The 11,514-nt window shown below is 69.0% G+C and carries 13 protein-coding genes; 4 read left to right on the plus strand and 9 right to left on the minus strand.

All coding sequences use genetic code 11. From position 1 onward, the window contains the following. Positions 1–49: 49 nt before the first annotated feature. Positions 50–847 (minus strand): phosphoribosylaminoimidazolesuccinocarboxamide synthase, encoded by a 798-nt coding sequence (gene purC, locus TSB10P1A_RS02530; protein WP_186386336.1) that lies wholly within the window; start codon positions 845–847, stop codon positions 50–52. A 392-nt stretch (positions 848–1,239) separates the two neighbouring features. Between purC and TSB10P1A_RS02535 the strand changes: the two genes are divergently transcribed. The 3 genes from TSB10P1A_RS02535 (at position 1,240) to TSB10P1A_RS02545 (ending at position 2,897) form a co-directional block, all read left to right on the plus strand. Then, positions 1,240–1,563: a DUF1476 domain-containing protein gene (locus TSB10P1A_RS02535; protein ID WP_186386337.1), complete on the plus strand. Its 324-nt coding sequence runs from the start codon at positions 1,240–1,242 to the stop codon at positions 1,561–1,563. A gap of 123 nt (positions 1,564–1,686) precedes the next feature. Beyond that, complete coding sequence (locus tag TSB10P1A_RS02540) at positions 1,687–2,457, plus strand: HpcH/HpaI aldolase/citrate lyase family protein (protein ID WP_186386338.1); 771 nt, start codon at positions 1,687–1,689, stop codon at positions 2,455–2,457. Positions 2,458–2,678: 221 nt separating this feature from the next. Continuing rightward, the gene (locus TSB10P1A_RS02545; RefSeq protein WP_186386339.1) at positions 2,679–2,897 is read left to right on the plus strand and encodes a hypothetical protein; all 219 of its coding nucleotides are present in this window, start codon (positions 2,679–2,681) and stop codon (positions 2,895–2,897) included. Positions 2,898–2,944: 47 nt separating this feature from the next. Here the strand turns inward: TSB10P1A_RS02545 and TSB10P1A_RS02550 are convergent, their stop codons facing one another. From TSB10P1A_RS02550 to TSB10P1A_RS02580, 7 genes are all read right to left on the minus strand, one after another. Further along, positions 2,945–3,505: an alpha/beta hydrolase gene (locus TSB10P1A_RS02550; RefSeq protein ID WP_186386340.1), complete on the minus strand. Its 561-nt coding sequence runs from the start codon at positions 3,503–3,505 to the stop codon at positions 2,945–2,947. Between the two features lie 37 nt (positions 3,506–3,542). After that, on the minus strand, positions 3,543–4,295 hold the full coding sequence (locus TSB10P1A_RS02555; protein WP_186386341.1) for a metallophosphoesterase: 753 nt from the start codon (positions 4,293–4,295) through the stop codon (positions 3,543–3,545). Positions 4,296–4,300: 5 nt separating this feature from the next. After that, the gene (purB, locus tag TSB10P1A_RS02560) at positions 4,301–5,629 is read right to left on the minus strand and encodes an adenylosuccinate lyase (RefSeq protein ID WP_186386342.1); all 1,329 of its coding nucleotides are present in this window, start codon (positions 5,627–5,629) and stop codon (positions 4,301–4,303) included. A gap of 43 nt (positions 5,630–5,672) precedes the next feature. Further along, positions 5,673–6,146, minus strand: coding sequence for a hypothetical protein (locus tag TSB10P1A_RS02565; RefSeq protein ID WP_186386343.1), 474 nt, complete (start codon positions 6,144–6,146; stop codon positions 5,673–5,675). A 79-nt stretch (positions 6,147–6,225) separates the two neighbouring features. Continuing rightward, complete coding sequence (rpe, locus tag TSB10P1A_RS02570; RefSeq protein WP_186386344.1) at positions 6,226–6,903, minus strand: ribulose-phosphate 3-epimerase; 678 nt, start codon at positions 6,901–6,903, stop codon at positions 6,226–6,228. A gap of 114 nt (positions 6,904–7,017) precedes the next feature. Beyond that, complete coding sequence (locus TSB10P1A_RS02575; protein ID WP_186386345.1) at positions 7,018–7,797, minus strand: DUF2259 domain-containing protein; 780 nt, start codon at positions 7,795–7,797, stop codon at positions 7,018–7,020. Between the two features lie 37 nt (positions 7,798–7,834). Further along, positions 7,835–8,833 (minus strand): sodium:proton symporter, encoded by a 999-nt coding sequence (locus tag TSB10P1A_RS02580; protein WP_186386346.1) that lies wholly within the window; start codon positions 8,831–8,833, stop codon positions 7,835–7,837. A 130-nt stretch (positions 8,834–8,963) separates the two neighbouring features. Between TSB10P1A_RS02580 and TSB10P1A_RS02585 the strand changes: the two genes are divergently transcribed. Next, on the plus strand, positions 8,964–10,229 hold the full coding sequence (locus TSB10P1A_RS02585) for an FAD-binding oxidoreductase (protein ID WP_186386347.1): 1,266 nt from the start codon (positions 8,964–8,966) through the stop codon (positions 10,227–10,229). Between the two features lie 750 nt (positions 10,230–10,979). Here TSB10P1A_RS02585 and TSB10P1A_RS02590 read toward each other — a convergent pair. After that, positions 10,980–11,459: an Lrp/AsnC family transcriptional regulator gene (locus TSB10P1A_RS02590; protein WP_186386348.1), complete on the minus strand. Its 480-nt coding sequence runs from the start codon at positions 11,457–11,459 to the stop codon at positions 10,980–10,982. Positions 11,460–11,514: the final 55 nt, after the last annotated feature.

Consider the following 11,514-nt stretch of genomic DNA (forward strand, 5'->3'; position numbering starts at 1 on the left):
CTTTCCGTGTTCCGCCGAGCGCGACGCCCGGCGATCTTGCTTGACCGGCTTACTTCACGAGCACCGGACCGGTGCCGTTCGGCCGGTCGTTGTCGTTGAGGATGCCGAGGCGCCGGGCCACTTCCTGATAGGCTTCCAGCATGCCGCCGAGGTCGCGGCGGAAGCGGTCCTTGTCCATCTTCTCGTTGGACTGGATGTCCCACAGGCGGCAGCTATCCGGCGAGATCTCGTCGGCGACGACGATGCGCATCATGTCGCCTTCCCACAGCCGGCCGCATTCGATCTTGAAATCGACGAGACGGATGCCGACGCCGAGGAACAGGCCGGTCAGGAAGTCGTTGACGCGGATCGCCAGCGCCATGATGTCGTCCATCTCCTGGGGCGAGCACCAGCCGAAGGCGGTGATATGCTCCTCGGAGACCATCGGGTCCTCGAGCGCATCGTTCTTGTAGTAGAACTCGATGATCGAGCGCGGCAGTTGCGTGCCTTCCTCGATGCCGAGGCGCTTGGACAGCGAGCCGGCGGCGACGTTGCGCACCACCACTTCGAGCGGGATGATCTCGACCTCGCGGATGAGCTGCTCGCGCATGTTCATCCGGCGAATGAAATGGGTCGGGATGCCGATCGCGTTGAGATGGTTGAAGATAAACTCGGAGATCCGGTTGTTCAGGACCCCCTTGCCATCGACAATCTCATGCTTCTTGGCGTTGAAGGCAGTTGCATCATCCTTGAAGTGCTGGATGAGCGTACCAGGTTCCGGGCCCTCATAGAGGATCTTGCCCTTGCCCTCGTAAATGCGCCGGCGGCGGTTCATAGGCACGTACCGTGTTTGAGAAAGAAAATCCATATTGGCGGAGATGCTCCGGTTGACTGCGGTCCCTTGCCCTGTCGGACAGTGTCTCGTTCGGCGGAGGCCGGACCCGGGACGGTCATCGGAAGGGCGCGAGAACGGCAGTTGCGCTTTCGGCCCCCCGCTCGATGGCGCGGAACCTACACGATCGCCCTGGAAAGTACAATGAAGCCGCTCAAGAGATTTTCACCTGGCCGCCTGTGCGTTCGCGCGGGGGCCGGGATGCGTGTGTCGGGAGTGCGGGACAGGGAGGCCGGGGCGACCGATACGCGTTGATTTGGTGTGTCGCGAAGGATATGCAAGGGCGCAGCGGATCCCCATATGATGGCGGTACCGCAACCGAATTCAGCGCCCGCGGGCGCCACCGCTAGAAGGCAGGAGACTGACGCATGAGCACTTTCGACCGTCGCCAGGAGGCCTTTGAGTCCAAGTTTGCCCACGACGAGGAACTGCGCTTCAAGGCGGTGGCCCGTCGCAACAAGCTGCTCGGCCTGTGGGCGGCCGAGAAGATCGGGCTCGATGCCGACAAGGCCCAGGACTATGCCAAGGAAGTGGTCCGGGCCGATTTCGAGGAGCCGGGCGACGAGGACGTGTTCCGCAAGATCCGCCGCGATTTCGACGAGGCGGGTGTCGAGCAGTCCGACCACCAGATCCGCCGCACCATGGACGAGCTGCTGCACCAGGCGGCCGAGCAGATCAAGAACGAAGGGTGACAGGGGAGGGGGCAGCGCCGGGCGCTGCCCCTTTTCGCTTCCGCCCCTTTTCGCTTCATCGCGTCGATCCGCAGGCCCGCGCCCTGCCGGCCTTCCCACCCCGCCAGTTCGGAACTTCCCGCCATGTCCGCTTCCAAGCCCTCGCTTGCCGCCCGCCTTCGCGCCGACGAGACCGTCATCACCGCCTGGTCGACGCTGGCCGTGCCGGTGCTGGCGGAATTGCTGGGCCGCGCGGGTTACGGCGCGGTGACGCTCGACATGCAGCACGGCGCCCATGATCTTGCCTCGGTGCGCGAGGGCATCGCCGCCGCCCGCCTTGGCGGCGCCCATGCGGTGGTGCGCCCGCCGGTCGACGATTTCGCCACGGTCAGCCGCGCCTTCGACCTTGGCGCCGAAGCGGTGATCATGCCGATGGTCAACACGATCGAGGATGCGCTGGCGCTGGTCGGGGCGAGCAAGTTCCCCCCCGCCGGCGTGCGCAGTTGGGGGCCGCATCGCGCGGCGATGCTGCAGGGCCTGACGCCGGCCGAGTATCTTGCCTCCGCCAATACGGAGACGGTCGCCTTCGCGATGATCGAGACGCCGGCGGCGCTCGAGGCCTTGGACGAGATGCTGGCGGTGGACGGGCTCGACGGCGTGTTCATCGGCCCGGCGGACCTGTCGCTGACCCTGTCGGAGGGGCGCGAGCTTGCCCCCAGCAGCGCCAAGGTGCAGACGATCGCCGCCGAGGTGGCCAGGCGCGCCCGGGCGGCCGGCAAGGTCGCCGGCATCTTCTGCAACAACGCGGCGGATGCAAGGTCGGCGCGCGAGATGGGCTTCCGCTTCATCTCCCACGGCATCGAGATGTCGATGCTGATCGAGGCGGCCGGCGCCCGGCTCGCCGAACTGGACTGACCTTCCCCGTCCGTTTGCCGTCTTTCGCAGGCAACGCATATTGGCCGTCCGGTCCCCGACCGGGCGGTTTCTGCGTAGTAGTCCCGAGAGGGAAACCCCCATGAGGTCGGGTGCCGCATACCTTTTGCGGCTGTTGGGACTACCATGGCTGACGTTGGGGCGTTGGTCGGTTTCCCCCCGCAAGACCGCCCGCACTGCCCCACAATGAGGGAGTGCCTTTCATGTGGAAGCTTGCCGCCATTCTGTTTATCGTCATCGGGCCGACCCTGGCCGGGACCTTCGCCCTGGTGCCGATGACCTTCTACGGCATCAATGCCTTCGCGCCCTGGCTGCTTGCGGTCTTCGCCGGTGTCGGCGCGCTGGTCGCCGTGCCGATCTCGCTGCTGGTCGCCCGGCGCATCGACACGGTGATGGGGCCGGGACCGCGCAAGACCGCCTGAGGCGGGGGGCGCGCCGGGAGCCGCAAGGGGATCTGGGGGCCTGCCCCTTACAGGTCCTTCATCAGATAGGCGAAGGACATCAGGCCTTCGGGCCAGGGACCGTGGCCGCTCTCCAGGTTGATGTGGCCGGCATCGCCCGCGTCCTGGAAATGCGCGCCCCAGTCCCTCGCCATCTGCTCGGCCACCTCATAGGCGCAATAGGGGTCGGTGCGGCTTGCCACCACCCTGGTGCGGAAGGGCAGGGGACCCTTCGGCACAGCACGGAATTGCGCGGCGTCGAAGGCGGGCTTCGGTTCGGCGCGGTTCAGGTCCGTCGGCGCCACCAGGAAGGCGGCCCTGATCTTGTCCGTGTCGAGCCCGTGGCCATGGGCGGCGTGCACCACGGTGATCGAGCCGAGCGAATGGCCGACCAGCACCACCGGGCGCTCTGCCGCGGCAACCGCCTCCGTCAAGGCGTCGATCCACTCCTTCAGCACGGGCTGGAACCAGTTGCGCTGGGCAATGATGCGCGCCGTCGGCATCTTCTCGCACCAGCGGTGCATCCAGTGGCCGGCCGGCGTGTCGCCATAGCCGGGCAGCAGCAGGATATCGGTCTCGGCGATTTTCATCGAGCGGTGTTCCCTGTCGGTCTCTTGCGATCGAGTGTCAGGACAGCGGGCCGAAGAAGCCCGTGCGAAGCGGCCGGGCCCAGTCCGGGCGGCCGTTGCGCTCGGCCTCGCGGGCGGCGCGCTCCCAGTCATAGGTGATGCTCTTCATCTCGAACCGCCAGTCCCGCCCGATCCTTTCGAGGATCGCATAGCGCGCGTGCGGGCTGCCGGTCTCGACCTTGTGCGGCGCCGGTGTGTCGTCGCTATAGCCCGGCAGCCCGACGCTGCCCGGATTGAGAATGGTCCGGCCGCAATCCGGCAGTCGGATCAGGCGCGGAATATGGGTGTGGCCGCAGCAGATCAGCTCCGCCGCCGTATCGCCGAGACGGTCGGCGATGTCCTGTTCCGCGGCAAGGCGGGTGCTGTCGCCCGCGATTTCTTCCGTCAGGTAGACGTCGTCGCGCAAGGGCGTGCCGTGGCACAGCAGGATCCCGCCGCCTTCCAGCTCCAGCGTTGCCGGCAGCGTCCGCAGCCAGGCAAGGCTTTCGGCGGAGAGGTCGTTGGCGGTGAAGTGATCCGTACGGTTCGCCGCCGGCACGTTGCCGGCCGCGACGACACGGTCGTGGTTGCCGCGCACGGTCCGCCAGCCGAGGCCGCGCAGGAGTGTCGCGGTGCGCTCGGGCCAGAGCGGACCGGACAGGCAATCGCCGAGATTGACGACCTCGTCCGGAGCCTCACGCTCGAGGTCGGGGATCACCGCCTCGAGCGCTTCGGCATTTCCGTGGATGTCGGCCAGCACGGCGATGCGCATTGCCGTCAGGCCTTGCCGAACACCCGGTCGAAGATCGTGCCGACGGCCTTGGTGTGATAGCCGAGGTCGAAGCGCGAGCGGATCTCCTCCTCCGACAGGGCGGCGCGCACGTCGGCGTCGTTCAGCAGCTCTTCCAGGAAGTCGACATCGGCGCTGCCGTCCTTCTGGTAGCTGTCCCAGACCTTCATGGCGTTGCGCTGGACCAGGCGATAGGCGTCCTCGCGCGAGGTGCCGGCCTGAGTCAGCGCCAGCAGGATGCGCTGCGAATGCACCAGGCCGCCGAGGCGGTTCATGTTGGCCAGCATGCGCTCCGGATAGACCAGCAGCTTGTCGATGACATTGGTCAGCCGCGCCAGCGCGAAGTCGAGCGTCACGGTGGCGTCCGGGCCGATCATCCGCTCGACGGAGGAGTGCGAGATATCGCGCTCGTGCCACAGGGCGACGTTCTCCATCGCCGGCATCGCATAGGCGCGGACCATGCGGGCAAGGCCGGTCAGGTTCTCGGTCAGCACCGGGTTGCGCTTGTGCGGCATGGCGCTGGAGCCCTTCTGGCCCGGCGAGAAATATTCCTCCGCCTCCAGCACCTCGGTGCGCTGCAGGTGGCGGATCTCGGTCGCCACGCGCTCGACCGACGAGGCGATGACGCCGAGCGTCGCGAAGAACATCGCGTGCCGGTCGCGCGGGATCACCTGGGTGGAGACCGGCTCGACGGCCAGGCCCATGGCCTTGGCGACATGCTCCTCGATGCGCGGATCGATATTGGCGAAGGTGCCGACGGCGCCGGAAATGGCGCAGGTCGCGACTTCCGCCCGCGCCGCGATCAGGCGGGTGCGGCAGCGGTCGAACTCGGCATAGGCCTCGGCCATCTTCAGGCCGAAGGTCACCGGCTCGGCATGGATGCCGTGCGAGCGGCCGATGCAGACCGTGTCCCTGTGCTCGAAGGCGCGGCGCTTGAGGGCGGCCAGCAGCGCGTCGATATCGGCCAGCAGCAGGTCGGCGGCGCGGGTGAGCTGCACGTTGAAGCAGGTGTCGAGCACGTCGGAGGAGGTCATGCCCTGGTGCACGAAGCGGGCGTCGGGCCCGACGATCTCGGCCAGATGCGTCAGGAAGGCGATGACGTCGTGCTTGGTCTCGCGCTCGATCTCGTCGATGCGGGCGACGTCGAAGGTGGCGGCGCCGCCCTTCTCCCAGATGGTGCGGGCGGCGTCCTGCGGAATCACGCCGATCTCGGCGAGCGCGTCGCAGGCATGCGCCTCGATCTCGAACCAGATGCGGAACTTCGTCTCGGGAGACCAGATGGCGACCATTTCTGGCCGCGAATAGCGCGGGATCATGCGGGCGTCCTCTCGGGCAGCGGGCGGGTGTGCCGGCTGCTTATCAGACCCGGCGCGACGGCTCAATGCGCGCGAAGTACCACGAGAAGGCGAGCAGCGGCAGGAAAGCGAAAGGCAGCAGCGGGCGGGCGCTCAGCACGGCGAAGACATAGCTGGACGAGGCGGCGGTGAAGGCGAATTCCCAGAACATCTGCATGGAGAGGGTGGTGGTGTGCCACTCGGAATAATAGGCGCGCAGTTGCAGGAAGAAGCCCAGGGCGGCGAAGCCGGTGGTGCCGAGCGTCAGCGACAGGATCATCGCGGCGAAGCGCGCCGGCAGCCGCCCCTTGCGGCGGCGGAAGGTCAGGAGGCTCGCGGCGCCCCAGGCGCAGAAGGCGCCGAGAAAGCCGCTCGAGGTCATGACCAGCACCACCGCGGCGGAACGGCCGGTCAGCGCTTCGCCGCGCCACATTAGCAGCGCGGTCTGCAGGAGGCCGATCAGCGCGGCCCAGGCGATGGCGAAGACGAGAGATCGCACCTGGCAGGGTCATCCGTTCTCACGCCGGGCGGCAGTGCCCGGCACATCGCGCCGACTGTCGGCCGCGCGGCGGCGGGGGTCAAGCCGTGGCGGCTGCGGCGGCCTTGCGGATCGCCTCGATATTGGCGCGGTAACCGGCAACGCCCTCGCCCTTGAACACCGCCGAGCCGGCGACCAGCACGTTGGCGCCGGCTTTGGCGACCAGCGGCGCGGTCTCGGCGGTGACGCCGCCATCGACCTCGATGTCGATCGGCCGGTCGCCGATCATCGCCTTGATGCGGGCGACCTTGTCGACCATCGCCGGGATGAAGGACTGGCCGCCGAAGCCCGGATTGACGCTCATCACCAGCACCAGGTCGAGGCGGTCGAGCACGTATTCGAGGACGCTTTCCGGCGTTGCCGGGTTGAGCGAGACGCCGGCCTTCTTGCCGAGCGCGCGGATCGCCTGCAGCGAGCGGTCGAGATGCGGGCCGGCCTCGGCATGCACGGTGATGATGTCCGAGCCGGCCTTGGCGAAGGCCTCCAGATAGGCGTCGCAGGGGGCGATCATCAGATGCGTGTCGAACACCTTGTCGGTGTGCCGGCGCATCGCCTTGATGACGTCCGGGCCGAAGCTGATATTGGGCACGAAATGCCCGTCCATCACGTCGAGATGGATCCAGTCGGCCCCCGCCTCCACCACGTCGCGCACTTCCCTTCCGAAGGCGGAGAAGTCCGAGGCCAGCATGGACGGGGCGATGACGAGGGGGCGGGACATGGGCGGCGGCTCCGATGGCTGGGCTTGGGAGGCTGATCGCTTGGGGCTGATCAGGCGCAAGCCGCTATCACAGGCTCCCCGGTGCCACAAGCGCGCAAGCGGCCCGGCCTCGTCTCACAGCCGGCCGGTGATCGCCAGATAGCGGCCGTCGCGCCCCTCGAAGCCGATCTGCTCGACCAGCACCAGCACGGCGAAGGAACTGGCGCGGCCGTCGTCGGGGTGGTGCAGCACCAGCCGGTCGATCCGGTAGCCGAGCGCGCAGCCGCGGCTTTGCGGCAGGCGGGCATCGTCGTTGAGGATCCGCGTCTTGCCCTTGAAGCTCAGCGTCAGGCGGAAGCCCTTGATCTCGCCGAGATCGTCCGGGCAGGAGGCGGGCCGCGCCACCTTGTGCTCGCTCAGCCGCAGCTCGATCGGCGGTCCGAAGTCCGGCGTCTCGACAAGGGTGGTGGCGCTCATCCGGTGCGGATCGATGCCGCGCTGGGTCGGCGGGTTGTGCGCCACCGTGTCGCCGTGGCCGGTGATGGCGGCCGAGACGATCAGGTTCCAGGCCGCATCGCGATTGGCCTCGCGGGTGCGTTGCAGCGCCGCTTCCGCCTGCGGCGAGGTCGTGTAGTCCGGCTCGTCGCGCCGGCGGAACGGGCTGCCGCCGAGCCAGGCGTCGCGGTCGACATCGAACAGGTAGATGTTGGAATAGGGAAAGCCCGAGCCGTCCTGGATGCCGTATTCCTCGAAGGCGAAGCGGCTGCCATTGGCGGAAAAGCCCATCACGTCGACCCGTGCATAATCGACGGCAAAGGCCGGCGTCGTGCCGAGCCCGACGAGCAGCGCGAAGGCGGCACCCACCAGCGGGGCGGCGGCAAGGGTGAGGGCTCTCGGCGTCGGGCAGTCGCGCATGTCCTGTCTCCCGGTGCGCGTTGCGATGCCCGCCACACTAGCCGCCGGGCGCGGCGCCGCCGTGATCCCGGTCACGTTCCGCCTGATCGGCGGCGATGCGGTTGGCGAGCGGCTTCAGGAGCCAGGGTAGCAGGTAGATCGGCAACTGGCCGAGCCCGAAATACAGCCAGGCGAGATCCGGCAGCGTCCCTCCCAGCGCGGCGACCAACAGGCCCATGTTGCGGTTGCCGGCCGCATGGGCGACGACGAAGCCCTGGTCGCGGCGCACCCGCGCGAAGACCAGCAGCGTCAGCCCCATCTGCGTCAGCGCCACGGCGAAGGTCAGCGCCGCCATCGCCAGGGTGAACAGGGGCGCCGCCATGAAGCGCTCGGCGACGCCGTCCATCACCGCGACGGCGAAGACGAACAGGATCAGCACGTTGAGCCCGTCGATATGCTCTCTTGCCCCGACGACGCGCGCCGTGCCGGCGAGGCGGCGAATCAGCATCGCCAGGCCAGCGGAGGCGGCGAGCAGCCCGGTCAGCCGCAGGCCGAGGGAGAGCGTGTCGATCGGCAGGCTCTCGCCGAGCAGCAGGCCGGCGATCGCCGGCGCGGTCAGCGGCGTCAGGAGCATGCCGCCGCCGACCAGCGCCAGCGACAGCGCCCCGTCGAGGCCGATCAGCGCGATGAAGGCCGGTGCCGACATGATCGGCGGGGCGGCGGTGACGATGAAGGCGGCGAGCGCGATGTCCGGATGCAGGGCGGCAAGGCCGCTCGCCTGCAGCAGCGCGCCCACGGCCAGCGGCACGGCAACGAGCATCCACAACAGCGCCAGGGCCGCCAGTTTCGGCCGGCGGACATGGGCGACGACGGCGACCGGATCGACGCGCAGGAAGGCGAGCACCAGCAGCACGAAGATCGCTTCCTCGACCAGCGGCCGGAACAGCGCGGAGAGCGGCGGCAGCATCAATCCGAGCAGGGCGCTGATCGCGACGGCGCGGGTGCCCTGGCGTCCGAGCCAGGCGAGAAGGGAGAGCGGCAGGGCGAGCGCCGGCATGTCGGAAGGCACTTTCCGGAGAGCCTGCGGGCACCTGGAACGGTGCCGGGCGGGAGAGATTTCAGGGCCTTGAGTATCGCGGAGAGCGTCTTCCACTTGCAAGGCGATTGTGAACAGTGTCGAAAAGCGTATGCGCAGCTTCGACGCGATCGTCCTTGGCGCCGGCATCACCGGCACGAGTGCCGCCCTGCACCTGCAGGGGCGGGGCCTGCGCGTGGCGCTGGTCGACCGCGACGCGCCGGGCGAGGACGCGACGCGCGGCAATGACGGGCTGATCGGCCGCGACGGCTATTCGGCGCTTTCCGTGCCGCTCGGCCTGCCGGGGATCCTGGCCGGCGCGCTGACCCGGCGCCACGGCCTCGGCATCGATTCGCGCTCGCTGCCCGATCTTGCCCGCTTCTTCGCCGAGGCGCGCCTTGCCGCCCGGCCGTCGAGCGCGGCGCGCGCCGCCCGGGCGCTGGCGCCGTTGCAGGCGGCGGCGGCGGCCGAGCATCTGGCGCTGGCGCGGGCCGCCAGCGCCCTGCGCTTCTTCCGCCGCACCGGCTGGATCAAGCTGCTGCGCTCGCGCCGCGCGCGCGAGCTTGCCGAGGTGGACCGGCATTTCGCCCGCATCCTCGGCGTGCCTTATGTCGATCTCGACGCGGTGGAGATCGTCCGGCTGGAGCCGCATCTGCGCTCGCTGGAGGAAGCGGCGATCTACTGGCCGGAAAGCCAGTCGGTATCCTCGCCCGGCGGCGTCACCAGGGCCTATGGCCGGCTGTTCCGCGAGCGCGGCGGCGATGTGGAGATCGGCGAGGCCGGCTCGCTGATCGACACGCGGCAGGGCTTTGCCCTGCGCACCGTGCGCGGCGAGGTCGGCGCGCCGATCGTCGTGCTGGCCTTGGGCGCGGGCGTGTCGCCGGTGCTGGCGCGCTTCGGCCTCGGCCTGCCGCTCGCCGCCTGCCGCACCTATCACCGGCATTTCCGCGCCGTCTCCGGCGTCTCGCTGGCCCGTCCGGTCACCGACCAGGAGGGCGGTTTCACGCTGACGCCGATGGAGCGCGGGCTGCGGCTGGTCGGCGGCACGGAGCTGATGTCGCCGGCGCGGGCGCTGGGCGCGGCACCGCTGCGCGCCAACGCCCTGCAGCGGGCGGGCGCGGCGGCGAAGGCGCTGCTGCCGCTCGGGTCGCTGGTGGAGGAGCGGCCGGCGGCGGGCGTGCGCGTCTTCGTGCCGGACCAACTGCCGATCGTCGGCGAGATGCCGGGCATGCCGGGCCTGTGGCTGTCGGTCGGCCACATGCGCGACGGCTTTTCCCTCGCCCCGGCGATGGCGCGGCTTCTCGCGGATCTCGTCACCGACATGATGCCGCTCGCCGACCCGCAGCCCTATTCGCCCTCGCGGTTTCTCGTCGGCTAGGCGCCCTCCCGTCGTCGCCGCGCACGCACCACCCTCTCCTTTCGTCATCCCGGGCAAGGCGAAGCCGCGACCCGGGATCGGCGAGCCGAGGGCGCTTGTGGTGCGCTCTGGATCGAACCCGCAACCGCCGTGGCTCGCCGGTTCCGGGTCTCGCGATGCTCGCCCGGAATGACGCCGGAGGGGGCGGGGCGAGGGGGCTTGGGAAGCGGCGGCCTCCCGCCTCATGCCTGCTGGGGATGCCATTGGCTCCCGGCTCTCCGGCTTCGCCTGCGGCCGGGATGACCTCCGAGAGGGAGGCGGTGCCTTGCATCCCCACGGCCGTCACCCCGAGAAAGTGGCTGGCACGACCTCGCATCCCCTCGGCCGTCACCCCGGCCGCAGGCGAAGCCGGAGAGCCGGGGGCCATTCGTTCCCAGAGCGGCGGCGAGGACACGCCCGCACGAGCCCCACGTTCAGCCTGTCGTCCCGGTCTCAGTGGTGCCTATTGGCTGCCAGAGCGGCGGCGAGGACACCGGAACGTCTCCACGTCCTCCCGGACGGCGTTCGCTCTCACGCACCACCCTCTCCTTTCGTCATCCCGGGCAAGGCGAAGCCGCGACCCGGGATCGGCGAGCCGAGGGCCTGTCGAAGGCACTCGCGAACGAACCCGCAACCGCCGTGGCTCGCCGGTTCCGGGTCTCGCGATGCTCGCCCGGAATGACGAAGCGAGAGGCAGGCGCGAAGAGGACGGCACGACGGCAGCCCCGTCCCTCACGTCTCGCGAATCGGCAGCGCCACCGTGTGCTTCACCGTGCTGACGACGATGCGCGACTGCACGTCGGAAACCAGCGTGTTGTCGAGCAGCTTCAGCCGCAGGAAGTCGTCATAGGCCTTGATGTCGCTGGCGACGACCTTGATCAGGTAGTCGACCGCGCCGGTGATGCGCTCGCAGATCACCACCTCCGGCCAGCGCTGCAGCAGCTTGTCGAAGGTCTCCATGTTCTCGCGGCTGGGCACCGCCAGCTTGACGAAGGCATAGGCGACGAAGCCGAGGCCGACCGCTTCCCGGTCGACCACCGCGACGATCTGGCGGATGACGCCGCTTTCCTTGAGCTTCTTGATGCGCCGCCAGCAGGGGGTCTGGCTCATGCCCGCCTCGCGGGCGACTTCGGCGATGGAGAGGGAGGCATCGCGTTGCAGGATCTGCAGCACGCGGATGTCGGAAGGGTCCAGAAGGTTTTTTTCGCTCATGTGGTGTCGAGGGGAAATTCCGTGCCGTTATATGGGTTGTTTGCGGCAGGATAGC

The organism is Stappia sp. TSB10P1A (assembly GCF_900185725.1).
Taxonomy (GTDB): domain Bacteria; phylum Pseudomonadota; class Alphaproteobacteria; order Rhizobiales; family Stappiaceae; genus Stappia.

What these genes read in the sequence shown, in the direction of transcription:
- TSB10P1A_RS02540 (WP_186386338.1), top strand. Translation starts at nt 1,687, where the DNA reads ATGTCCGCTTCCAAGCCCTCGCTTGCCGCCCGCCTTCGCGCCGACGAG.
- TSB10P1A_RS02545 (WP_186386339.1), top strand. Translation starts at nt 2,679, where the DNA reads ATGTGGAAGCTTGCCGCCATTCTGTTTATCGTCATCGGGCCGACCCTG.
- TSB10P1A_RS02590 (WP_186386348.1), bottom strand. Translation starts at nt 11,459, where the DNA reads ATGAGCGAAAAAAACCTTCTGGACCCTTCCGACATCCGCGTGCTGCAG.
- TSB10P1A_RS02585 (WP_186386347.1), top strand. Translation starts at nt 8,964, where the DNA reads ATGCGCAGCTTCGACGCGATCGTCCTTGGCGCCGGCATCACCGGCACG.
- TSB10P1A_RS02575 (WP_186386345.1), bottom strand. Translation starts at nt 7,797, where the DNA reads ATGCGCGACTGCCCGACGCCGAGAGCCCTCACCCTTGCCGCCGCCCCG.
- TSB10P1A_RS02555 (WP_186386341.1), bottom strand. Translation starts at nt 4,295, where the DNA reads ATGCGCATCGCCGTGCTGGCCGACATCCACGGAAATGCCGAAGCGCTC.
- rpe (WP_186386344.1), bottom strand. Translation starts at nt 6,903, where the DNA reads ATGTCCCGCCCCCTCGTCATCGCCCCGTCCATGCTGGCCTCGGACTTC.
- purB (WP_186386342.1), bottom strand. Translation starts at nt 5,629, where the DNA reads ATGATCCCGCGCTATTCGCGGCCAGAAATGGTCGCCATCTGGTCTCCC.
- TSB10P1A_RS02580 (WP_186386346.1), bottom strand. Translation starts at nt 8,833, where the DNA reads ATGCCGGCGCTCGCCCTGCCGCTCTCCCTTCTCGCCTGGCTCGGACGC.
- TSB10P1A_RS02550 (WP_186386340.1), bottom strand. Translation starts at nt 3,505, where the DNA reads ATGAAAATCGCCGAGACCGATATCCTGCTGCTGCCCGGCTATGGCGAC.
- purC (WP_186386336.1), bottom strand. Translation starts at nt 847, where the DNA reads ATGGATTTTCTTTCTCAAACACGGTACGTGCCTATGAACCGCCGCCGG.
- TSB10P1A_RS02535 (WP_186386337.1), top strand. Translation starts at nt 1,240, where the DNA reads ATGAGCACTTTCGACCGTCGCCAGGAGGCCTTTGAGTCCAAGTTTGCC.